The organism is Gordonibacter faecis, assembly GCF_030077735.1.
In the GTDB taxonomy this organism is placed as follows: domain Bacteria; phylum Actinomycetota; class Coriobacteriia; order Coriobacteriales; family Eggerthellaceae; genus Gordonibacter; species Gordonibacter faecis.
The window spans coordinates 1-21649 of sequence record NZ_JASJEU010000003.1; the positions used below are offsets into that span (position 1 = coordinate 1).

Annotated in this window: 20 protein-coding genes and 5 tRNA genes; 11 read left to right on the top strand and 14 right to left on the bottom strand. The window is 59.6% G+C overall.

Translation table 11 applies throughout. From position 1 onward, the window contains the following. Nucleotides 1-113 precede the first annotated feature (113 nt). Together QNJ86_RS00220 and QNJ86_RS00225 are read right to left on the bottom strand one after the other, a co-directional pair. A complete protein-coding gene (locus tag QNJ86_RS00220) occupies nt 114-443 on the bottom strand; it encodes a branched-chain amino acid transporter permease (RefSeq protein ID WP_283830551.1) in 330 nt (109 codons plus the stop codon). Beyond that, nucleotides 440-1216 carry an AzlC family ABC transporter permease gene (locus QNJ86_RS00225; RefSeq protein ID WP_283830552.1) on the bottom strand — a complete coding sequence of 259 codons (777 nt, stop codon included), beginning with the start codon at nt 1214-1216 and terminating at the stop codon, nt 440-442. The genes QNJ86_RS00220 and QNJ86_RS00225 overlap by 4 nt, the downstream gene beginning before the upstream one ends. 210 nt (nt 1217-1426) lie before the next feature. On the opposite strand from QNJ86_RS00225, the gene secG reads away from it, so the two are divergent. The 4 genes from secG (at nt 1427) to QNJ86_RS00245 (ending at nt 3734) form a co-directional block, all read left to right on the top strand. Next, nucleotides 1427-1684, top strand: a complete 258-nt coding sequence (gene secG / locus QNJ86_RS00230; RefSeq protein ID WP_283830553.1) for a preprotein translocase subunit SecG — start codon at nt 1427-1429, stop codon at nt 1682-1684. 70 nt (nt 1685-1754) lie between these two features. After that, a tRNA-Leu gene (locus QNJ86_RS00235) sits at nt 1755-1842 on the top strand. 284 nt (nt 1843-2126) lie between these two features. Further along, the gene (locus tag QNJ86_RS00240; RefSeq protein WP_283830554.1) at nt 2127-3032 is read left to right on the top strand and encodes a cation diffusion facilitator family transporter; all 906 of its coding nucleotides are present in this window, start codon (nt 2127-2129) and stop codon (nt 3030-3032) included. 9 nt (nt 3033-3041) lie between these two features. Further along, nucleotides 3042-3734, top strand: a complete 693-nt coding sequence (locus tag QNJ86_RS00245) for an HAD family hydrolase (RefSeq protein ID WP_283830555.1) — start codon at nt 3042-3044, stop codon at nt 3732-3734. A gap of 62 nt (nt 3735-3796) precedes the next feature. Here the strand turns inward: QNJ86_RS00245 and QNJ86_RS00250 are convergent. From QNJ86_RS00250 to QNJ86_RS00260, 3 genes are all read right to left on the bottom strand, one after another. Then, nucleotides 3797-3872, bottom strand: a tRNA-Gly gene (locus QNJ86_RS00250). 34 nt (nt 3873-3906) lie between these two features. Beyond that, nucleotides 3907-3980 (bottom strand) — tRNA-Cys (locus QNJ86_RS00255). A gap of 66 nt (nt 3981-4046) precedes the next feature. Then, nucleotides 4047-4122: transfer RNA gene (locus QNJ86_RS00260), tRNA-Gly, on the bottom strand. Between the two features lie 541 nt (nt 4123-4663). Here QNJ86_RS00260 and QNJ86_RS00265 point away from each other — a divergent pair. Together QNJ86_RS00265 and QNJ86_RS00270 are read left to right on the top strand one after the other, a co-directional pair. Further along, on the top strand, nt 4664-6832 hold the full coding sequence (locus QNJ86_RS00265; protein ID WP_283830556.1) for a hybrid sensor histidine kinase/response regulator: 2169 nt from the start codon (nt 4664-4666) through the stop codon (nt 6830-6832). Next, complete coding sequence (locus tag QNJ86_RS00270; RefSeq protein ID WP_283830557.1) at nt 6819-8171, top strand: ABC transporter substrate-binding protein; 1353 nt, start codon at nt 6819-6821, stop codon at nt 8169-8171. The genes QNJ86_RS00265 and QNJ86_RS00270 overlap by 14 nt, the downstream gene beginning before the upstream one ends. 60 nt (nt 8172-8231) lie before the next feature. Here QNJ86_RS00270 and QNJ86_RS00275 read toward each other — a convergent pair. Beyond that, nucleotides 8232-8306, bottom strand: a tRNA-Val gene (locus QNJ86_RS00275). Nucleotides 8307-8520: 214 nt separating this feature from the next. Next, the gene (locus QNJ86_RS00280) at nt 8521-8673 is read right to left on the bottom strand and encodes a zinc ribbon-containing protein (RefSeq protein WP_283830558.1); all 153 of its coding nucleotides are present in this window, start codon (nt 8671-8673) and stop codon (nt 8521-8523) included. 244 nt (nt 8674-8917) lie between these two features. Here QNJ86_RS00280 and QNJ86_RS00285 point away from each other — a divergent pair, with 244 nt between their 5' ends. Then, a complete protein-coding gene (locus tag QNJ86_RS00285; RefSeq protein WP_283830559.1) occupies nt 8918-10120 on the top strand; it encodes a GAF domain-containing sensor histidine kinase in 1203 nt (400 codons plus the stop codon). After that, on the top strand, nt 10117-10761 hold the full coding sequence (locus tag QNJ86_RS00290) for a response regulator (protein ID WP_347278103.1): 645 nt from the start codon (nt 10117-10119) through the stop codon (nt 10759-10761). The genes QNJ86_RS00285 and QNJ86_RS00290 overlap by 4 nt, the downstream gene beginning before the upstream one ends. 38 nt (nt 10762-10799) lie before the next feature. On the opposite strand, the gene QNJ86_RS00295 is transcribed toward QNJ86_RS00290, so the two are convergent. From QNJ86_RS00295 to QNJ86_RS00320, 6 genes are all read right to left on the bottom strand, one after another. Continuing rightward, a complete protein-coding gene (locus QNJ86_RS00295) occupies nt 10800-11708 on the bottom strand; it encodes a 4Fe-4S binding protein (protein WP_283830560.1) in 909 nt (302 codons plus the stop codon). After that, nucleotides 11705-11962 (bottom strand): chaperone NapD, encoded by a 258-nt coding sequence (locus QNJ86_RS00300; RefSeq protein WP_283830561.1) that lies wholly within the window; start codon nt 11960-11962, stop codon nt 11705-11707. Before QNJ86_RS00300 ends, QNJ86_RS00295 begins: the two co-directional genes overlap by 4 nt. A gap of 78 nt (nt 11963-12040) precedes the next feature. Then, nucleotides 12041-12373 (bottom strand): nitrate reductase cytochrome c-type subunit, encoded by a 333-nt coding sequence (locus tag QNJ86_RS00305; RefSeq protein ID WP_283830562.1) that lies wholly within the window; start codon nt 12371-12373, stop codon nt 12041-12043. Nucleotides 12374-12378: 5 nt separating this feature from the next. Then, entirely contained in the window at nt 12379-14943 is a 2565-nt protein-coding gene (locus QNJ86_RS00310) for a molybdopterin-dependent oxidoreductase (RefSeq protein WP_283830563.1), read from the bottom strand. A 103-nt stretch (nt 14944-15046) separates the two neighbouring features. Then, on the bottom strand, nt 15047-15655 hold the full coding sequence (locus tag QNJ86_RS00315) for a 4Fe-4S dicluster domain-containing protein (RefSeq protein WP_283830564.1): 609 nt from the start codon (nt 15653-15655) through the stop codon (nt 15047-15049). Between the two features lie 142 nt (nt 15656-15797). Next, entirely contained in the window at nt 15798-16577 is a 780-nt protein-coding gene (locus QNJ86_RS00320) for a teichoic acid transporter (RefSeq protein WP_283830565.1), read from the bottom strand. Between the two features lie 290 nt (nt 16578-16867). On the opposite strand from QNJ86_RS00320, the gene QNJ86_RS00325 reads away from it, so the two are divergent. Then, entirely contained in the window at nt 16868-17980 is a 1113-nt protein-coding gene (locus tag QNJ86_RS00325) for a TerC family protein (RefSeq protein WP_283830566.1), read from the top strand. A gap of 573 nt (nt 17981-18553) precedes the next feature. Next, nucleotides 18554-18931, top strand: a complete 378-nt coding sequence (locus tag QNJ86_RS00330) for a transposase (protein ID WP_283830567.1) — start codon at nt 18554-18556, stop codon at nt 18929-18931. A 382-nt stretch (nt 18932-19313) separates the two neighbouring features. Here QNJ86_RS00330 and QNJ86_RS00335 read toward each other — a convergent pair whose 3' ends face one another. Then, a complete protein-coding gene (locus QNJ86_RS00335; protein ID WP_283830568.1) occupies nt 19314-20237 on the bottom strand; it encodes a diacylglycerol/lipid kinase family protein in 924 nt (307 codons plus the stop codon). A gap of 77 nt (nt 20238-20314) precedes the next feature. Here QNJ86_RS00335 and rnd point away from each other — a divergent pair, with 77 nt between their 5' ends. Next, nucleotides 20315-21466: a ribonuclease D gene (gene rnd, locus QNJ86_RS00340; RefSeq protein WP_283830569.1), complete on the top strand. Its 1152-nt coding sequence runs from the start codon at nt 20315-20317 to the stop codon at nt 21464-21466. Nucleotides 21467-21649 lie beyond the last annotated feature (183 nt).

The window sequence follows — 21649 nt, forward strand, 5'->3', positions numbered from 1 at the left end:
AAGGGCTCTGCCCTTGCCGACAACTACGTTTGACCTGCAGGTTTGCTGATGCTGAGCGGCAAGGGCAGAGCCCTTGCACTACGGTATATAACGTGCCGGAATAGCACCCCGCCTCACACAAATACCGTGCGTATCAGCAGCATGTACACCACGGTGCCGCCTATCATCGACAGGGACATGTTCTTCTTCCATACGTGCAGCGCCACCACCACGCCGGCAGCAATCAGTTCGGGGGCCATGTGCCACCCGGTCAGGGGGTCGCTCGTGCGGAAGCAATACACGATAAGCAGGCCCCACATGCAGGCGGGTAGCACCTTCCCTAAATAGGTAATCACCTTCGGCGTTTTCTCCACGGTGGGGAAGGCTAAAAACGGTAGCCACCGCGTGAGCTGCGTAGCCAGTGCGCCCGCCGCTATCATGACCACCATCTCAAACGCGCTCATGCGTCCACCTCCGCTCGCGGTTCCAGCTGGCGGCGCAGCAGTAACAGCAGCGCCACAATGCCCAGAAGCGCCGGCACCAAAAACCCGTCCGTGCCGAACACCAGCAAACTCACAAGTGCCGCCCCAAAGCCAATGAGCGAGGCACGATGGTCGTGCTCCTTCATCCAACAATCCAAAAAGATAACGATGAACAGCGCCTTCATGATGAAGTCAATGCCCGTCAAATCAATCGGCAGCCCGGATGCCACATACGACCCCACGGCCGCGAACCCCGCCCAGTACACCAGGTTGAGCGCGCTTATCCACGTGTACACCCAGAACCGGTCGATGCCGTGCGGCACCTCAAGCGGCTGACAAAGCGCGAACGTCTCGTCAATCAGGCCATAGCGCAGAAACGCCGTCTTACGCCCGGCGCCGCGGTACTTCTCCAACATGCTAATGCCGTAGAACATATGCCGCGCGTTGATCATGAACACCACAAGGAACAGCGTGAGCGGCGCAAACGTTGCCGTCAGCATGTCGGCCGCCACGAACTCCGCCGACCCCGCGAAGATGGACACCGCCATGAGGGGTGCGGCCCACGGCGGCAGGCCGAGGGAAGTGGTGTACACGCCGTAGGACAGTCCGCAAAACGCGAAGCCCGCCATAAGCGGCAGCGTCTGCTTGAACGCGAACGGCAGCGCCGCGAATGCGCGAGCGCGGCGACCCGTGCCTAACTGCGCCTCACGGCCAGGATCCGTCACCTTCACCGGCGCGGCTGAAGTTTCTTCCATGATGCTCCTTATCGATGATTGCCACTCCTATGGTATAGTGACCCCGAAAACCATGCAACCGAAGCCGCGCACAGCTAACACGCCCTTCCGGCGTTTTCATTTCATGAATGGAAGGTGTGTTGCAACGGGTTCTTCTTGCCCTTACTAGCTTGCTCCGCTATACTCAATAACTTGTGTACAGACTGAAACAAACGAAAGAAGAGGGAAACCTTGAATCCGCTCCTCATCATTATGCTTATCCTGCTCATCGTGTCGGGCCTGGGCCTTATCGTGTTCATCTTGCTGCACTCCGGCAAGGGCACCGGCATCTCCGATATGATTGCCAGTTCGGTGTATTCCACGCAAACCGGCACCAGTATTGTGGAGAAGAACCTCGACCGCATTACCATTATCTTTGCGATTATCTTTTTGGTTTCGCTCATTATTCTCATGTTCGTGTACCCCCAGGGCACGATCGCTCAGAATTAGTGAAAATTCGCTCTTCACAAGCGATAGAGGTTCCGGTAGAATAACCTCCGTTGCTTACGAGCAGCACTTTGTCGGAGTGGTGGAACGGCAGACACGCTAGCTTGAGGTGCTAGTGCCCGTATAAGGGTGTGCGGGTTCAAATCCCGCCTCCGACACCAAATGTTGAAAGTCGGCCTAACGGCCGACTTTTTTGATTCCGTCGGCTTGTCAGCCGACGGAATCAACCGACGCTGCGGCCGTCTGTGGTACCCAATCTTCGCGCGATCACGGGAACTCGCGTACCGCAGTACGCTTCGTCCCCGCGATCCCACGAATCTCAGGCACCACAGGCGGTCTCGCTGACTTACTACGCCAACCTGGGGGATTATGTTCGCGCTTCGCGCGAATGGGGGTTGGGGTTGTTGTACTGTTACCATTGCTTTAGCGAAAGGGGGTGCGGCTCATGGGCAAAACGCTTGCTACTAAGGATGCGGTTTCGGCTCGTATGCGTGAGGTGCGGCGGGTGCTGTGGGTGGTGCTGCTGCTCAACCTGGCGGTGGCGGCGGCGAAGTATGCGTATGGCGCGCTCAGTGGGTCTGCCTCCATGCAGGCCGATGGTATTCACTCGGTGTTTGATTCGTTTGGAAACGTCGTGGGGCTTATAGGCATTGCGCTTGCGTCGCGACCGGCGGATGAGAGTCATCCGTATGGCCACGCCAAGTTCGAAACGTATGCAAGCCTTGCCATAGGGGTGCTCTTGCTGCTGGCCGCGCTTGAGGTGGGTACGAGCGCGGTGGGCAAGCTTGTGGCAGGCTCCTACACGGCTGAGGTCACGCCGGTGTCGTTTGTGGTTATGGTGGGCACGCTCATCATCAATATAGGGGTGACAGCCTACGAGCGCCGCTGCGGCAAGCGCCTCAAGAGCGAGGTGCTGGCGGCCGATGCCAACCACACGCTTTCCGATGCTTTTGTATCCATTGGGGTTATCGCGGGGCTCGTGGCGGTGGCGCTCGGCTTTCCCATGGCTGACCCGCTCATGGCGCTGGTGGTGACGGTGGCCATCCTTGTCACGGCGTTTGATGTGTTCAAGCACGCGCTGGCCACGCTGTCGGATCGCGCGCGCATCCCCGAAGACGACCTGCGTGCGGCTGCGCTCAGCGTGACGGGCGTCCGCGATGCACACCAGGTGCGCACGCGCGGAACCGAGGGCGAGGTCTACGCCGACTTGCATGTGCTTGTGGCGCCTGAGATGACGGTGGGGGAGGCACACGGCCTCTCAGAGCAGGTGGAAGCGGCTGTGCAAGCGCGCTTCCCCAACATAGTGGATGTACTCGTGCATATAGAGCCCGACGACGGCCATAAGGACTAGGCGGTGCGCATGACGAAGGCGGTCTTCTTTGACGTGGGCAGCACGCTCTTGCGCCCGTGCCCCTCGGTGGCAGAAACCATGGCTGAGGTGGCGGCCGCGCGCGGCCATGCGCTCACAACGCGTGACTTCGAGCAGCACATGCCCGCCATGGATGCCTTCTATGAGGCCGAATACCTGCGCGACGGGGACTTCTGGTGCTCGCATGAGGGCTCGGTGGCCATTTGGCTCGACCAGTACCGCTATGTGTGCCATCTGGCTGGCATCGGCCACGACGCCGATGGCATGGCCGCCCAGGTGCATGCCGCCTTCCGCCGCGCCGACCACTGGGAAACTTACCCGGATGTCAAAGCGTGCCTCCAAGGCCTGAAGGCGCGCACATTACAGCTGGGCGTCATATCGAATTGGGATGCCGGACTGGAAAACTTGCTGCGCGACTTGCGCCTGCTGCCGTACTTCGACGTGGTGGTGTCAAGCGCGGCGGTGGGTTGTCGCAAGCCGAACCCCGTCATCTTCGATCTTGCGTGCGAAGAGCTGGGCGTGCAGCCCGCCGAGGCCATGCATGTGGGAGATCGCCCGGACGCCGATGGTGTGGGTGCTGCGGCTGCGGGCATTCGCCCCGTCATCATCGACCGCCACAACGCCGAATCCTCGTGCCCCTATGAGCGCGTGGAAAGCCTCGTCGACCTCTTAGAGCTGCTCTAATCAACAATTCATTGCGCACAAAAAACGCCCCCCGGACGCGGCATCCGAGGGGCGGTACCTTGTGGAGCGGACGACGGGGTTCGAACCCGCGACCCCGACCTTGGCAAGGTCGTGCTCTACCAGCTGAGCCACGTCCGCATTTTCAAAAAGCACTTCCCAGGGGGGAAGTAGTTGGAGGCGACGCCCGGATTCGAACCGGGGGTGAAGGCTTTGCAGGCCTCTGCCTTACCACTTGGCCACGTCGCCACCTAGCGATCCGTCATAAAAAGGCCGGCCAAAACTCAATGGGTATGACCGGCCTTGCGTTGACGATGGAGCGGACGACGGGGTTCGAACCCGCGACCCCGACCTTGGCAAGGTCGTGCTCTACCAGCTGAGCCACGTCCGCATCGCGAGGAAATATGATACTGGAACGAACGGTTGCGCGCAAGCCTTAATTTTGGAAATTTGTAAACTTCGCCGGCATTCACAGCTACGAACCTCAACCGCAGGCTGAGGCGTGCTTCAAAAAACTGTTGAAACGTTTTACGAAGTGCACTCTAGTCAGTTGCGCAACCTGAGGATATACTTGAGCGATTGCTGGCAGCATCGGGAGTGAGTGCTGCATTCTGAAGGGAACAATATGGACGCGTGCGCGCCCTCTCAGCGGTTTGGTGTCGAACTCAACGACACACCCCCTCTTCCGTGTGAAGGGGCCCTGACCCGCCAGCTTCATACGCACACGTTCGTCACTCTTTCCTTATCCTGTCTTAGTGCGAATGTCGGGCTTTCCGACAGTGCGGAGGCGACCGGCACGTACGGATGCGCTTCATGAGCGCCGTTGAGAGGCGCGCGTTGCCCGGTGAGCGCGAATGTCAAAAAGGTACCTCATCCATTACTTTGACCAGCGGTGCGCCGTTTGACCATCTCGTTGCAACGGATGAAAGCCAATGACGGGGATGTGGCGGCGTGGCGCTGCGAAGTCCCCGCGTCAATCTCGCCGAATCTTTCCGTACGCTATCACTGTTGTGGTGGCGGCACTCCTTATCGGGAGCGGTTACTGGTTCTATCGCCAGAGCATCACGCAGGCCGTGAACTTCACCACCACCTCGTTTATGAACCAGATTGCCGACCACGATGCTCAGAGTATCTACAACCAGATATCGCGCCAGTGGGATTCGCTCGACACGCTTCTTGACCGTTTGGCCACTACGCGCGAAGAGGACTTGTCCGACATATCGTACCTGATGAGCGTTGAGGCGCAGGCTTCCACGTTCGGTAAGTTCTTCCTGGTGTCGGATAAGGGGACGGTGCACGACAGCGCGTATCTCACCACCGAACTTGACCGCATGGACTGGGCCGATACGTATCGCTCGACGCGCATGCGCTCGGTGGTGCGCTATGACTTGGATGAGCCAGAACTTTGGGGTGAGTATCTGCTCTACGTGGTGAAGCTAGAGAAACCGGTGCACTGCAAAGGTGAGCTGATTGAAGGGGTGGTAGGTCTTTCGCCGGTGCACGACATCGAAGAAGGGCTGCGCTTCGAAAGTTTCGACGGCAAGGGCCTGGCAATCGTAGTGCAGGCCTCGGGCGATGTGGTGACGGCAAGCAAATATTACAAGCGTGCTGGCAACGAGAACTTCTTCTCGATTCTTCATGACGCAACCTTTCTTACGGGGTCTTACGAAGAATTGCTCACTTCCGTCTCGCGCGATGAAGATGCCTTCATCGAATACGAACTGTCCGATGGTACTTACTATGCTTCCATCAAGCCTATCGAGGATAGCGACTGGTTTGTCGCTGTTAAGGTGAACTCTTCAGTCATGGCTGATCAGGTGAACGGGCTGCTCATGCGCTCGCTCGCGTTCTTCGGAGTTATGGCCGTTCTGCTGGCTGCGGTCATTGTGATCATCACGCGTTCGGTGCGTGATGCGCGCGTAGCTCGTGCCTCTGAACAGGCGAAATCAACCTTCCTTGCCAACATGAGTCACGAGATACGCACGCCGCTTAATGGCATCGTGGGGCTTTTGTACCTCATGCGCCAAAACCTCGACGACCGCAAGCGTCTGGGCGAGTACCTCGATCAGGCCGACGCCTCGGCAACGTTTTTGAAGAGCGTTATCACCGACGTGCTTGACATGTCGAAGATTGAAAGCGGGCAGCTAGCGCTGTACGAAGAACCCTTCAGCCTCACGTCGATGGTGGGTGACATCGAAGCGCTGATGATTCCGCAGACACGCTCGCGCTCGCTTGCGTTCTCGGTTCATCTTAACAACGTGATGGTGCCCGACGTGGTGGGCGACGAAATGCGCATCAAACAGGTAGTGGTGAACCTGCTGGGCAACGCTGTCAAGTTCACGCCAGAAGGCGGGAGTGTGACACTTTCCGTGTCGCAGCAACCGCGCGATGACGAGGTGCTTACTATCATGGAGGTGTCCGACACGGGGCGCGGCATGAGCCCCGAATTCCTTTCTCGCATTTGGGAGCCGTTTGAGCAGGAGAAACGCCCCGGTTCGCAAAATGGCACCGGCCTTGGTACGGCACTTTCCAAGGTATTGGTGGATGCCATGGGTGGCTCCATTGACGTTGCGAGCACCGAAGGGGAGGGAACCACGTTTACGGTGACGCTGCCTCTGCCCGTTTCCCGTGATGAGGTGGGCGGCCATGCGGCAGGCAACGAGGAATCGGTGGACACGCTTGAGGGCGCGAGCGTGCTGGTTGTGGAAGACAACGCGGTGAACCGCATGATTCTGGTCGACATCTTGGAAGACGAGGGCTGTGTGGTGACCGAGGCGAGCGATGGGCGCGTTGCACTTGAGTGCTTCGAGGCCAGCGAAGTGGGCTCGTTTGATGCCGTGCTCATGGACTTGCAGATGCCCGTGATGGACGGCTACGAGGCAGCAGCGGCTATCCGTGCGCTGCCGCGACCAGACGCTGCGCGCATTCCTATCCTTGCACTCACGGCAAACGCGTTCAGAGACGATGTTGCTCGTGCGCTCAACAGCGGGATGGACGATGTGATAACCAAGCCGCTCGATGTCGGGCTGCTGTTCGAAAAGCTCAAAACGCTTGGTTCGGTGACGCCAACAACGAAGGGAGAAGACGGTGGAAGGGACTAAACTGTTGGGGGTGGTGCTGGCAGGCGCGTTGTGCCTGGGGACGGCTGGATGCGCCGTCGGGGAAGGAGCGGCACCGCCTGCCGAGAAGAAGCAGGTAACCATCAATGTAAAGTGCCCGCCCTTGGCGCTGCCCTACGACGGGGAGCATACCGACACCGAGGCCATTGATTTGCTGCAGGAAGCGGCAGAGGCGTTCGCTGCTTCCTATGAAGATGCCGATGTCACCTTTACCTTTACGCGCTTTCCCTATGTGGAGGAAGATCAGGCCGTGCTTGGCTCGTTTGGAACCGACGATGCGGCTGACGTGGTGCTGGCTGGCCAGTTCAACGTGCCCACCTACCTGCACTCAGGCCGCGCCGCTGCGCTCGACGACGTTATTGATGAGGGGCTGCGAGCGGATGTGGACGAAGCTATTTGGAACCAGTGTTCGCAGGATGGAAGCACCTATGTACTGCCGTTCTACCAGCTACAAAACATTATTATGGTGAACCCTGACCTCATGCGCGCAGCGGGCCTCGAGCGCTTCATTCCCGAGGACGGCTCCGTGGCCCAGTGGTCCACCACCCAGTTCGAAGAAATTCTCGCGGCTCTTAAGGCGTCGATGCCGGACGATTCCACCTACCCGATGGCGCTCTGGGCGGCGAACAACCAGGGCGACACGCACACGATGGCGCTCTTGCGTTCACAGGGGTCAACCATCTATGACGAAAACGGTCGCTTTAACTTTGAGACGCCTGAGGGGGTGGCGGGCCTTGCGTGGTTCGACTGGCTCAACAAGATGGAATACATTCCGAAAGGTGCCGAGAACCTGGAACTCGCCTCGGTCATTAAGCTCTTCGACAACGGGCAGTTGGCTTTCTGTCCCGGCAACAAAACAACCATGCTGAGCGAGCGTGCAGCCGGCTTCACGCCGTTTGCTGCGAACTTCCCCACGCCTGATGGCAAGGGGTGTGCCACGACGTTTCTTACCGGGTTCACGGTGTTTGATAATGGCGATGTCGATAAGGTGCGGGTCGCTAAGGATTTTGTGCGCTTTATCGTAAGCGACGACGACTATCTGCGCTATACGTTCTCCGGTACGCCGGTGAACAAGTCGTTTATTGAACGCAGTGGAGAGACGGGCGTAGCTGCCGAGTTGGACAAGGCGTTTGTTGCCAACTCTGGCAACGTGTATGACTTCCTTAACAACACGCCGAACTGGTCGGGTGTGCGCGACGTATTTTACGTGGGTATTCAAGAACTGCTGCGCGGCACAGCAACTCCCGAGGAAACCGCAGCCACTCTCGACGAAACATGCAACGCCGCCATCGACGAGGGCTATGCAGCTGCCGCAGCATAGAAACGCGCGAAAGACGGTACAAAAAAGGCCGCCGGTAAAAACCGGCGGCCTGCAAGTACGTGGTGGGCGATACAAGATTTGAACTTGTGACCCCTACCGTGTCAAGGTAGTGCTCTCCCCCTGAGCTAATCGCCCACGTAGCTTAAAGATGCTGAAACGTTTCCGTTCCAGCAAGCAGATAGTCTACCAGAACAGAAGCGTCTGTCAAAGCATTATTTTCTGGAATTATAAGGGTTGTGGGCAGGAAGTGCTCTCGCGGTGCGTATCGGGCGGGACGGCGGATGTTCCATTGCCATCCCGCCCGTGCGCTGCAAGGCGCGAAGGAGGGGGAGACGCGCCTGGAAGCGTGCTAGTTCTCTTCCTCGAGTTTCTCGAACTCGTGATGGCCGCAGTTGGGGCAGGCGGGAAGTTTCTCTGTGTCGCTGGTAATTCTTACAATGTAGCCGCAGTTCTCGCAGCGGTAGCGTCCCTCGCCGGGTTGGTCACCTGTTTTGAACTCCATGGCCGATCTCCTTTCGTATGCGGGCAGTGGGTCAGCAGCGAGCCTACCATGGGTTGCGTTGCGTACGGTGGCGCGGGGGAAACGCTTCGTCGAGCATTCGGCGACGACGCTTCTTTCGATGTGGGCGAAAACGCGCCGCGCTGAGCACGAGGACGGATATAATAGGCAGGAGAGAGGGGTCGCGAAACGCGTCGTCGTAAGGGCGGGTGTGCGGGTTCGCGAAGAGGCAGCGAAGGGGAGGCGCATGGGCGCATCAAATTTCAGCGAGGACGTGCTCGCGGGCAAAAGCGAGCACTACGGGCGCGTCGTTGAGGACTTGAGGGCGCGCTACCACTTCGACTTCGTGGCCATGGGGCTCACAGCGTTCATCGGCGCGCCGCTCAAGTGGATTTACAGCGCTGGCGCCTCCGACGAGCGGCACCATCGCATTGTGCTTGCGCCTGGTCACGGCATTGGTGGCATCACCATCAAGGCGGGCAAGCCCATGATGTTCACGAACATCGACGCCGAGATTGACCCGCGCGAGTATTCGTCGTACCCCATCGTGTTCGCCGAGGACCTGCATAGTTTCTGTGCGCTGCCGCTCGTGAAGAAGGGGCGCGTGGTGGGCGCTATTTTGTGCGCCTTCCGCACGGTGAGTGACGCGCACCGTGGGTGCTACGAGCGCTTCATAGCTGACTTGGGCGGCCATCTGGCCGACTTCGACGTAGTCACCGACGACTTTATGGACTTTGAGCGCATAGCCGAAGAAAAGCGCGAAGACGACGCAGCCGACAGCCCCGTGCTGGTACATTCCGAAATATCGCGCGTTATTGCTGCTCAGGAGGCCGAACGCAAGCGCATTTCGCGCGAGCTGCACGACGGCATCGCGCAGGAGTTGCTGGGCATCTCGTTTCTGCTGAAGCGTCTTGAGCCACATCTGTCGCACGATGACGAAGCGCGCCAGCTGTTCTTCGAGGCGAACAACGACATCGACCGCATCTTGGACGAGTTGCACAACCTCTCGGTTGAGCTGCGTCCCTCCGCGCTTGACCACCTGGGGTTCATTCCCGCGCTGCGCTCGCAGGCGGCGGTGTTTGAGAAGACGTATGGCACCGAGATTGTGTTTGAAGGTAACCTCTCGCGTAAGCGCTTCGACCCGGCGTTGGAAACGCAGGCGTACCGCATCTGCCAAGAGGCCATTCTTAACGCGTGCAAGTATTCGGGTGCCGACACGGTGTACGTCACGCTGGAAGATGCCGACGGCTGGCTGCATGCCACCGTGGTCGATCACGGCTGCGGCTTTGATGTGGAGCGGCCAACCATTAAAGGTTCAGGGTGCGGCCTTTCGGGCATGCGCGAGCGTGCGCGGCTTATTGGGGCGTCGCTCACGATGGAATCGAGTACAGAGGGTACCTGCGTGACGCTGGTGGCACCCTTGTCCATAGGCGAAGGGGGGCAGCGGTGATTCGCATTGTATTGGCCGACGACCACGAGGTGGTGCGTGCCGGTTTCAAGATGATTCTCGAACAGGATGCCGAGATTTCGGTGGTGGCGGAAGCGGCCGACGGCGAGCAGGCTTACGCCATCGTGGCGCGCGAGCATCCGGATGTGCTGCTGATGGATATCTCCATGCCGCCGGGGCAAAGTGGGCTTGTGGCCTGCGAAAAGATTGCGCGGGACTTTCCGTCCACCAAGATAGTAATTCTCACGATGTTTGCCGAGCCGGAATATTTGTTCTACACGCTGCGCGGCGGCGCGTCGGGCTATGTGTTGAAGAACTCCACGTCGGAGGAATTGCTCAGCGCGGTGCACGCCGTGGCGGGCGGGGGAAGCTACATTCATCCCAAGATGGCAAGCCTGCTCACCAAGCAGCTGGTGGGCGCGAGCGAGGAAGAAGATCGCTCGTACCAGCACCTGTCGAACCGTGAACTGGAGATACTCCAGCTTCTGGCCAAGGGCTACACGAACAAGGAAATATCCGAACGTATCTTCCTCTCGGTAAAAACCGTGGAGGCGCATCGTTCGAAGATCTACAAGAAGCTGGGGTTCGCGTCGCGTGCCGACTTGGTGTCCTACGCGCTCAAGCACAAGCTGCTGGATGTGTAACGCCTCAGGTTACACGCGCGGGTAAGGGGCCCGCAAGTCTACGCTTCCACCCGCTCGCCCGCAGGTGCTTCGGCAGGCTTTGCGCTTCTGACCAGGCCCAACGCCAGTGCGCGCGTGGGGCACGCATCCACACACGACCCGCAGGCCATGCAGTCGCCGGCGCGCACGAGGATGTCGCGCTCGGTGAGTACCGGGTCAAGGATGGAGGGGTCGGCCAGGCACGCCTTCCGACACGCGTCGCAGTGGATGCACGCCTCGCGGTCGTACTTCACGTTCACCATACCCACGCGGCCGAGCGCCTCGTAGAAGCCGCCGAGCGGACAGAGTGCTCGGCACCACACGCGGTGTCCCCAGAAAAGCTCGGCCACCACAATGGCGGCAAGCACCCACACGCCAGCCACGGCGCCGAACACGATACCCTTGTTGAGCGCGCTGATGGGTGAAAACGCTTCAAACACAGGAAAGCTCGTCAGGGCCGACAGCACCAGCACCGCCAGTGCAATCCACAGCTTCGCATGTCGCGGCACCGGCGTTTCGCGCACCTTCAGCCCCAGCTTGCGGCGCACCGCATCAACCAGCTCCAGCAGCAAGTTCACCGGGCAAATCCACCCACAAAACGCCCGGCCACGCACCAGTCCGTACACAATGAGTACGGGCAGTGCCGCCAAGAGCCAGTCAAGTTCGAACGTTTTTGAGGCGGCGACGACCTGAAGGGCCCCGAAGGGGTCCAGGAGGGTTACCCCTCCCACGGTTGAAGAGGAAAGACTGCCGAAAAAGGGGAGGTCGGCAGGAGTGGAAACAGGGTCGTCGCCGCCAACGGACACCCCGAACAGGCTCCAACCAGCCAGAAGTACCGGCGCCGCAAACAATACGAGCGCGACTACCTGTACGCCATGGCGCAGCCAGGACCATTTGAATGAGTGCGAGGTGTTCGGGGTGCGTTTCATTTCGTTGATGCCTTCTGAATCGTGGGGTCGTCCTCAAAGTTGGCGTATACCAAATTGACGCCGGTCACGCCTTCAATACCAATAAACGTGCTGGCGATGTCGTGTGAATCATCCAGCGTGTCGGCTTCCACGGTCACCACCACTTTGTAGTTGTTGATCTCGTGCACCTCAACGCCGTTAATGTGCGCCAGCGCCTCGGCCACTTGTACGGTGAGCTGCGGTGCCGTTTCTACGACGAGGCTTGAAATAACCATGGTGCGCTCCTTGTTTAGCCTAGTGGTGCCGGGGCGACGGAGGGGGTCGCCCCGGCGGGGGAGGAACAATGAAAGGTGCTAGCCCTGCACGTGGCAGGTGTTGCACTGTTCGTGCGTTGGGTCAATCTCAAGCGTTTGCGCCGAGCCGTCCACATAGTGGTCGTCGGGCAGCGCCACCGAGCCGTTCAGCATGGGGTTCGCGTTCTCGTTCGCGCCGTGGCAGCCGTAGCAGCCCGAAGCGCCCAAGGTCTCGAAGCGCCCCTCGTGCGTCGGCGGCATGACCGGAGGAGCGCCCGCCGGGGTGTCTGCGCCGCTGTTACTTGCAGGAGCTTCGCTCGCGCAGCCTGCCACCGCCAGCGACCCCATGGCCATTGCCAGCACGAGCGCGCCCGTTACCAGGTTCTTTCTCATGGCACTCACCCCTCAGCCTTCGTGATAGAGACGCAGGTCTTCTTGTAGTCCGGCTCTTTCGATAGCGGGCAGTACGTGTCCTGCACCGCCAGGTTAATCAGCGCTTCCTCGGCGAAGAACGGTGCGAACACGATACCTTCCTGCGGCTCGGTGCGCCCGGCTGTGGACGCCTTGATGTCGAACTCGCCGAAGCGCGACTTCACGTGTACGAGGTCGCCATCCTTCACGCCCAGCTTGGAGGCGTCGTTCGGATGAATGTTCAGCAGCGCCTCGGGCAGTGCACGGTCAAGCTCGGGCACGCGGCGGGTCATGGTGCCGGTATGCCAGTGCTCCAGCAAGCGGCCGGTGCAGAAGTAGAACGGGTATTCCTCGTCGGGTGTTTCCGCCGGCGGCTCGTAGGGGCGGAACACCACGGAGGGCTTGGTGTTGGCTGACTTGTAGAAGCTGATATTGTTCGCCAGGCCCTTCTTGCCGTACTGGGCCACGCCCACCTCGTCGAAGCCGTCGGTCTGCTTGCCGTCGGCGAAGCGCCAGTGCGTTTCAAGCCACTTACCGTCAACTTCGCGCACGGGCCACGTCATGCCGTGATGCGTCAGGTATTCCTCGTAGGGGGCCAGCTGCTTGGCTTCCATCTTCAGCTTCGCGCCGAACGTGCCGTCGGCGTCGTCGTTGATAGCCTTGGCCTTGTCGTTCATGCTCGGGTTCGAGAAGATGCGGTATTCCTCCCAGAGCAGGCGGTTCGTCTCGCGGTCGTCGTTCTTGAAGTTCGCGGCATCCTTGTCGTAGATGAAGCCGAACAGGTGGTCAAACGCGTCCTTACCGTCAATCTGCTCGCCGTCGAGTACGCGGCGCGCCACTTCCATGAACGCCCACAAGTCCCACTTGGCCTCGCCCGGCGGATCCACGGCCTTCTCGAACACCGACGAGCGGCGCTCGGCGTTGCCGAACTGGCCTTCGCGCTCAACCCACAGCGCCACGGGCAGTACCACGTCGGCGTACTGGGTGGACAGCGTCGGGTACACCTCGTTCACCACGATAAACGTGTCGAAGATGCCCTTCTTGTCACCGCGACCGAGGAAGCGGGTGAGGTTCGGCATGGACTGTGCCCAGTTGTTGTGGGCCGACCACAGAAAGTCGAGGTTGCCCTTGGACATTTCGCGGAAGATTTTCACCGTGTGCATGCCGGGCTTCTGGATGGCGTCGAGGTAGCCCTCGGGCAAATCCCAAATGGCCTCGGTGTAGCGGCGGTGCTGCGCGTTGGCCACCAGCAGGTCGGCCGGCAGGCGGTGTGAGAACGTGCCCACTTCACGCGCCGTGCCGCAGGCGGTCGGCTGGCCGGTGAGCGAGAACGGGCCGCAGCCCGGGCGGGCAATCTTGCCGGAGAGCAGGTGGATGTTATAGATGTTGTGGTTCATCCACGTGCCGCGGTTGTGCTGGTTCACGCCCATGGTCCACAGCGACATAATGTTCTTGCTCGGGTCGGCGAACTCCAGCGCGAGCGCCTTCAAGTCCTCCACCGGCACGCCGGAAAGCTCGGAGGTGTATTCGAAGGTGTAGGGCGCCAGGCGTGCGGCGTATTCCTCAAAGGTGATGTTGCTCACCTTGTCGACGGACTGGCCGATTTCGCTCGCATCGTAGCCGTCCTCGGTGGCGTTGCCGATATTTTCGGTACCCTGTTTGAACTGCAAGTGGTCGTTCACGAAGGCCTCGTCGTACTTCTTGTTCTGCACGAGGTAGTTTGCGATGCAGTTGGCTATGGCAAGGTCGGTGCCAGGCTTGAATAGCATGACGGTGTCGGCGCTCACGGATGTGCGCGTGCGCAACGTGCCCAGGTCGTAGTGTTTTACGTTGCGGCCGGAAAGCTTGCGGGCCGTCAGGCGCGAGTACAGCATGGGGTGCGCTTCGGCCATGTTGGCGCCCCAGGTGACGAACACGTCAGCGGTGTCAAGGTCAGCGTAGCAGCCAGCCGGCTCGTCGGTCTGGAATACGTTCATGAAGCCCACCACAGCACTTGCCATGCACAGGCGTGCATTCGGGTCGACGTTGTTGGACAAAAGACCCGCCTTGATGAACTTGGCGCACGCATAGCCCTCGGTGATGGGCTGCTGGCCGGAGAGCCAAAACGCCAGGCGGCTCTTATCGTTCTTCCACGTTTCCTTCAGCTTGGACGACACTAGCTCAAGCGCCTCGTCCCACGTGGCCTCGCGCAGGCCCTCGTCGGTGCCCTTGGTGGACTTGTCCTCGCGAATGAGCGGCTTCGTCAGGCGGTCGTCTCCGTAGAGAATCTTGCCCAGGTAGTAGCCCTTCACGCAGTTCAGGCCCTTGTTGGACTGGTTGTCTGGGTCGCCGGTCACGCTGATCAGCTTGCCATCTTTCACCTCGCACAACACACCGCAGCCGCAGCCGCAGAAGCGGCAGACTGCCGTGTACTTCTGACCCTCACCCGATGCGGCGCCTGCCGGCTGGGACCCGCTTGAGCAGCCGGTTGCCGACGCGAGCGTTCCCGCTGCAGCGGCGCTTGCCAGTGCGACGGCGGTCGCCTTGACAAATGCTCGTCTTGAGATGTCCATGACACCCCTCCTTCTATTCGCTCCCTGTACGCTCTTCATGCTGTTCCACCCGTTTCCTCAAACGGAGTAACGCAAACCTCAAGCTGGCCGCGCGCGTGATGCGCTAGCCAGACGCCTGCTCGGCGCGCTCGGCGGCCGGCGCAATGCGAATGGCCACCACGGGGTCGTCCACCACACAGCGCTCTACGCAGAGGCCACATCCAACACACGCGTCTTCGTCGATGACGGGGGCGAACACCGAATGGATGGCGTCGCCCTCGCGCAGGCGGTAATCAATATGAATAGCCTGGTCAATGAGGGGGCAGGTGCGGTAACACACCTCGCAGCGCATGCCTTGGAAGGCGATGCAGACATCCTCATCAATAACGGCTACGCCCATGCGCACCTCCGAGCGCGCGCTAATATCGCGGAGCGCGCCGGTGGGGCAGGCGGAAACACAGGGGAAATCTTCACAGAGGCGGCACGCCTGGGCGCGCGCGTCGATGACCGGCGTACCCACGGCAAAACCCGCATCGTCGCGGGCCGGGGAAAGGGCCAGGTAGGGGCATGCTTCAATGCACTTGCCGCACTTGATGCAACGGGAGAGGAAGTCCTGTTCGCTCTGCGCGCCGGGCGGGCGCAGGAGGCTTGCCTGACCACGCGCGGCGTAGGCAACGCCCTGGAAGGCAACGACTGCGGCCGAAAGGCCTGCTATGATGCTCGAAAGTTTCATCCACTGCTCCCTCTTTGTGTGCATCTTATGATGCGCTAAAGCAGGCCCGCTGCCTATCGGGGCAGTCCCGGGGCGCATTGAGGGAACCCCCTCAAAGAGGCGAGGGTTTTTTCCTATTCTTTCAGTGGGTGAAAGAAGTGCGTTACTGAGAAATGCGTATGCCCACGTACACGGCGGTTTCGGGCAAGCCTTTCACGCTATACACGTCAGAGAGCGCGATGGCGGAAATGCGCCAGTTGTACGTGGTGCCGTTTGCGTCCATTGACCCGGCCAAATAGGTGTTGCCCGCCTCGTCTTCGGCGGGCTCGCCCGCGGTAGAAAGGTCGAAGCCCTCGGCGGCTGCAGCGGCCTGAAGAGCGCCCACTACGCTGCCGGAAGAGAAGTCGGCGTACTTCACGCGCAGGCCGGAAGAGCCGTCGGAATCCTTCGTCAAGCGCCACGAGCCGTTGAGCAAAAGTGTGGCATCGGCGGCCGAGAGGCTGGAAATGCCCTTCGCGTAGAAGGCGGCGGCCTCCAGTTCGCTCACGTCGTCGGGCAACTTTACCACGTCGAGCACGCCTGCGTCGTCGCCTTCGGTGGCAGTGAGATCAAGCACGGTGTAGCCCGCTTCGGCAAAGGTGCCGCGGATGCCCTCATCGTCGAGGGCCGCCAGGGAGGCGAGGTTCGGTAAGCTTTCAGTTGAAGCAGGGCGGGCGAGGTTTTGCTCGATGCTTGCCTGGGTGCGCTCGGCTGAATGGGTCACCGTATCAATGATGGTGAAGAGGAATATTCCCCCTATGATGGCCGCCGCCACGATGAAGCCAATCATGACCATCATCTGGGGTTTTGGCGCGTCAAGGGGGCGCGCGAGCGAGCTTCCGTCCAGGTAGCGAACGGGTCCGTCACCCGCGTTATAAGCGTTTTTGCGCGCGTTGAAAAACATGAGTATACTCCTGAGGGGTTTGTGTGCTTTGCGCATTATAGCATTGTTCGCCAGCACGCCTCATGATAGGATACGCCACGCCCATGGGGGAGTAGTTGGCACGACAGGTCGTGCGGTGCGTTCAACATCATGGCGCTTACGAGCGTCTGGCGTACCTTAATCAACGAGACTCATGGTACGAGGCCGGTTCATACCCGCTTCGTACCATGAGTTTTTTTGTGCCCACACCCGCGCGGGACCCCGCTTATAACGGCCGGGGGGAAGGTATTCGACAAAGGAGTAGACAAGCAGTGGATCTCTCGATATTTACGACACCCGAAGCCTGGATCAGCCTGATCTCCCTTATCTTTTTGGAGATAGTACTCGGTGTGGACAACCTGGTGTTCATTTCCATCACCACCAACCGTCTTCCCGAAGACAAGCAGCACATTGGTCGCAAGCTCGGTTTGGCGGGCGCGCTCGTGATGCGCATCGTGTTTTTGTGCTTCGCGTCCTACCTGGTGCATATGACCACGGCGCTGTTCACCGTGGATTTGGGCCCCTATCAGCACGGGTTCTCCGTGCGTGACCTCGTGTTGCTCATTGGTGGCGCTTACCTTATATATAAAGGTATCTCAGAACTTGTTGACATGCTGCGCCTCACCGAGATCAAAGCCGAGCACTGCGAGGAACACAAGGCGCTGCACATGATCACGTTGCCGCAGGCCGTGGGCACTATCATGGTGATGGACCTGGTGTTTTCCATTGACTCGGTCATTACGGCCGTGGGCATGGCCGACCACCTTATCATCATGATTATTGCTGTCATGCTGGCGGTTATCCTCATGATGGTCTTCATCGATCCTATTTCAAACTTCATCAACGGCCACCCGGAAATGAAGATGCTCGCGCTGACGTTTATCGTGGCCATCGGTGCGCTCTTGGTGATGGATGCCGCCGGCTTCCACACGGGTATTGAGCTTTTGCACATGCCGTTGGAGAAGCTCATCGTGTACTTCGCCATGGTGTTCTGCATTGTGCTGGAGCTTATTCAGATGCGTTACAACGCGAACTTCCTCGCGTGGCGCAAAGAGCGCTGGGCGAATGAGACGGCTGCGCAGATTGAGACCGTGCGCAGCGAAATGATGGAGCAGATGGAGCGCGAGGCGGCTGCCGACAAAACGGCGAAGACGGAGTCTCAGAAGAGCGACGAGCCGCGGCCTGAGCGCATCACGCCGGTTATTATTGGCAACAACGTATATGTGATGATGCCCATGGCCGGCGAAGATGCCGCGTCGTTTAAGGAGCTCATGGCCAGCTCCACCTCGGCAGGCGACACGTTCTCCCAGCCCCTCGAAATCGACGCGGGCAATGTGGAAGTAAAAGACGCCGAGCCCACGTACGAGGAACCCGCGAGCAAGTAAGCACTGCCTCGCAGGTTAACTGTGGGGGCTGTGGAATGCGGCGGCGAGTCTGCGCCGCCGCATTCCTCGCTTCGCAAAAAGTGTGACGCGCTTCGCGCTCCTGATTACACCAAGAGGCGACCAACATCCCTACCCTTATGACGCGGGCTGACTGACTTGAAGGCGATATCTTACAATTGGGGCTACCCCCGTAGGGATGCACTCCAGTGCATCCGTTCGCGCGAAGCGCGAAAACGCAGGTCGTGCTCGTATTCTCCGCCTAGCGGCGGAGCGGGTGCTCTGGAGAGCACCCCTACGGAGGTTACCGTTCTTGTGAGAAAAACTTACAAGTATGCGCCCTCGTCATAGGGACAGGGAAAAGAGATACCTTGCGGTTTAATCAGTAGCGCGAAGCGCGTCACACTTTCCCTCTATGCGTGCTACCATACATTTATGACTTATGAAGTAAGAAATTCTTTGCGGCTCAGGAGTTGGGATTATTCGAATCCTGGCTGTTATTTTGTCACTGCTTGTACTTTCGAGCGATTGCCTCTGTTTGGTTATATTGAGGTGATTGATGAGGGCTTTTCGCACATGGCTAGGATGCGCTTGAGTGACCAAGGTCGTTTGTGTAAGTCTGCCATTTTGTCCGCCAGCGAAACGTATGGGCAAGTAGATGTCGATACCTTTGTTGTCATGCCTAATCACATTCACTTGCTTGTTCATCTTCAAGATAGTTTGCAAGATGGTACCCCTCGGAGTTTGCTGTCTCGATTTGTGGGATTTATTAAGGGACGCGTTACCCGTGAGGCGCGAAAGACATGGCCCGAAGCGCAGATTTGGCAGAAATACTTTTATGACCATGTTGTAAGAGATGAAGCCGATTATCTGCGCATTTGGGAATACATCGAGAATAATCCCGCACGTTGGGCGCAGGATCGCTATTGGTTTGACGAAGGGGATGGGCAGTAAGCAGAAATCTCCCAACGCAGATCAAGTGTGACGCGCTCACGCGCTGGCTAGTACACCATAAGATGATCAACATCCCTATCCTTACAACGCGGGTTGACTGACCTGTAGGCGTTAACTTGCAAGAGGCATAACCTCCGTAGGGACGCTCTCCAGCGTCCGTTCGCGCGAAGCGCGAAAATGCAGGTCACGGTTGCATTCTCCGCCTTCGGCGGAGCGGATGCACTGGAGTGCATCCCTCACGGGGGTAACCTAACAGGTAAGGTTAACGTTATCTGCGTATGCCCGCGTCATAATGCAAGGGTAGGCGGGGGTCTTCTGGCGTAATCAGCAGCGCGAAGCGCGTCACACTTTTGTTGCGCGGGGGCTTTTGCAGTCCCCTCAACTACGCTTCACTTACTCCTTCTGCGAAGAGGCTGTAGCCTTCTTCGGAGATGAAGAAGCGGGCGGCGCGGCGCATGATGTGGGCGGTGAAGGGGGTGGTGAGGCGCGTTGCCTCGCCATCGTACTGCACCTCCATGGGCGGGTCAGCCTCCACACGCACCTCACTGGCGCGGTGCAACTCCAGCGAATCGGTGCGGTCGGGGAAGTCGCCGCCGCGGTCGAGCAGCCCCGCGAACAGGGCGGGGATCAGCTCAAAGGCGTTTTGCGCTTTCAGTACCACCACGTCAAACACCCCGTCGCGCGGCTCGTTTTCGTGCGTGACCGTGATGTCGAACTGGATCTTTGAGAAGTTCACCAACAGGATACCAAGGCCCTCACTTTCCACCTCTTCGCCATCAAGCGTCAGCTTGAACTTGGAGGTTTGCGGAAGCGGGTTGGCAATGGCGGCCGAAAGGTACGCCATGGGCCCCAGCAGGCGCTTCGCGGGTGCGGCGCCGTGCATGATGGCGGCATCGTAGCCCGCCCCGGCCATGATGCCAAAGCCGAAGCGGCGGTCGTCTACCTCTATTTCACCCAGGTCGAAGTCGAGCGTGCGATCCTCGCGCACCAGCTTTGCGAGTGCGTGGGGCTCAAGCGGCGAAGCCAGGTTGAGCGCAAGCAAATTCGCCGTGCCAGCGGGGAAGGGCAGGATGGGCACGCCGGTGTTCGCCAGCCGGTAGCTCACCGTGGCTACCGTGCCGTCGCCGCCGCTTGCCACCACGGCGTCGAAGTCCTCGGCATCGTGGAGTAAATCGCGCACGTCGGTGGTGCCGTCGGTTGAGCGGATGCACACCTCGTCGCCATCACACACGAACGAACGGATGAAATCGTACACGGCTCCTTCGCCGAAGCCCGACGCGAGGTTATTGATGACGAGCAGTTTCACGGTTTCCCTTCCCGATGGTTTGCTATGATGGCATGGTACAACATGAGGCGCGGATGACAAGGCAGGGAATCTCGTACATGTATATTGCTACTCAAGAAAACCTCGTGGCGTTTGTTGAACGCGCCCGTACGTCGAATGTGCTCGCCATCGATACCGAGTTCCTCCGAGAGAAAACGTACTACGCAAAGTTGTGCCTGCTCCAGCTGGCGACCGATGACGAGGTGGTCATTGTTGACCCGTTTGAGGTGGACGACCTTTCCGTGTTGGTGCCTCTGCTGTTGGACGAAAACATGGTGAAGCTGTTCCACGCCGGTGGACAGGATTTGGAAATTATCCTGCGTGAAGTGGGCGTATTGCCGCGTCCCATCTTCGACACGCAGATTGCCGCCGCACTGCTGGGGCACACGCAGCAAATTGGCTATGCGGCGCTTGTGCATGCGGAATGCGGGGTGTCGCTCAAGAAGATTGACTCGTTCACTGACTGGTCGCGTCGGCCACTTTCGGCCTCGCAGCGCGATTATGCGGCCGATGATGTGGTGTATCTGCCGCGCCTCTACAACAGCATGCGCGCGGCGCTCATCAAGAAGGGGCGCCTGTCCTGGCTTGACCACGACTTCGCGGAGTTGTCTGACCCCAAGCGTTACGAGACGAACGAGCGCGACCGCTACCGCCGGTTGAAGCGCGTGTCGCAGTTGTCGCGCCGGCAGCTGTCCGCCGCGCGCGAGGTGGCGGCGTGGCGCGAGCTGGAGGCGCAGCGCCGCGACGTGCCGCGCAAATGGGTGATCACCGACGAGCAGATTGTGGAAGCCTGCAAGCGTGAGGCGCGCACAATTGACGAGCTGTTTATGGTGCGCGGCATGTCCGAGCGCCTGTCCACCAAGGACGCGCGCGCCGTGGTGAGCCTCATGGCCTCGGCGCTCGATGCGCCGCCCGACACGTGGCCCGAGATGGATCGCTGTTCGAAAAGCGAGCCGAATGTTGATGCGGAACTCGACCTCATGAGCGCCATCGTGCGCCTGCGCTCTAAGCAGCACGGCATTGCGTTTCCCACGCTGGCCAGCCACGATGACCTTGCGCGCGTGGCGCGCGGCTACCGCGAAGATATCGACCTTCTGCGCGGCTGGCGCCGCACCATTGTGGGTGAGGAACTGCTGGAGTTGCTGGAAGGGCGGCTTGCGCTCAGCTTGCGTGAGGGCGAGTTGGTTATCGAGGGCCATAACCCCGCCTAGGACGGCGTAACGTGCGCTGCGGCACCGTTGCGGCGCGGTTGCAACTAGTTCACGAATTGGCAACAAGCGTTTGGTGATTCAGCGGTGTTTGCAAGCCGTTTTTCGCCCGCATTCGGGCTCCGGTATACTACGGATGTACGTATAAAAGCGGCCCTGCGTGGCCGCGCGAGACTATTCCTCTGA

What these genes read in the sequence shown, in the direction of transcription:
- QNJ86_RS00220 (WP_283830551.1), bottom strand. Translation starts at nt 443, where the DNA reads ATGAGCGCGTTTGAGATGGTGGTCATGATAGCGGCGGGCGCACTGGCT.
- QNJ86_RS00225 (WP_283830552.1), bottom strand. Translation starts at nt 1,216, where the DNA reads ATGGAAGAAACTTCAGCCGCGCCGGTGAAGGTGACGGATCCTGGCCGT.
- QNJ86_RS00240 (WP_283830554.1), top strand. Translation starts at nt 2,127, where the DNA reads ATGGGCAAAACGCTTGCTACTAAGGATGCGGTTTCGGCTCGTATGCGT.
- QNJ86_RS00245 (WP_283830555.1), top strand. Translation starts at nt 3,042, where the DNA reads ATGACGAAGGCGGTCTTCTTTGACGTGGGCAGCACGCTCTTGCGCCCG.
- QNJ86_RS00265 (WP_283830556.1), top strand. Translation starts at nt 4,664, where the DNA reads ATGACGGGGATGTGGCGGCGTGGCGCTGCGAAGTCCCCGCGTCAATCT.
- QNJ86_RS00280 (WP_283830558.1), bottom strand. Translation starts at nt 8,673, where the DNA reads ATGGAGTTCAAAACAGGTGACCAACCCGGCGAGGGACGCTACCGCTGC.
- QNJ86_RS00285 (WP_283830559.1), top strand. Translation starts at nt 8,918, where the DNA reads ATGGGCGCATCAAATTTCAGCGAGGACGTGCTCGCGGGCAAAAGCGAG.
- QNJ86_RS00295 (WP_283830560.1), bottom strand. Translation starts at nt 11,708, where the DNA reads ATGAAACGCACCCCGAACACCTCGCACTCATTCAAATGGTCCTGGCTG.
- QNJ86_RS00300 (WP_283830561.1), bottom strand. Translation starts at nt 11,962, where the DNA reads ATGGTTATTTCAAGCCTCGTCGTAGAAACGGCACCGCAGCTCACCGTA.
- QNJ86_RS00305 (WP_283830562.1), bottom strand. Translation starts at nt 12,373, where the DNA reads ATGAGAAAGAACCTGGTAACGGGCGCGCTCGTGCTGGCAATGGCCATG.
- QNJ86_RS00310 (WP_283830563.1), bottom strand. Translation starts at nt 14,943, where the DNA reads ATGGACATCTCAAGACGAGCATTTGTCAAGGCGACCGCCGTCGCACTG.
- QNJ86_RS00315 (WP_283830564.1), bottom strand. Translation starts at nt 15,655, where the DNA reads ATGAAACTTTCGAGCATCATAGCAGGCCTTTCGGCCGCAGTCGTTGCC.
- QNJ86_RS00320 (WP_283830565.1), bottom strand. Translation starts at nt 16,577, where the DNA reads ATGTTTTTCAACGCGCGCAAAAACGCTTATAACGCGGGTGACGGACCC.
- QNJ86_RS00330 (WP_283830567.1), top strand. Translation starts at nt 18,554, where the DNA reads ATGGCTAGGATGCGCTTGAGTGACCAAGGTCGTTTGTGTAAGTCTGCC.
- rnd (WP_283830569.1), top strand. Translation starts at nt 20,315, where the DNA reads ATGTATATTGCTACTCAAGAAAACCTCGTGGCGTTTGTTGAACGCGCC.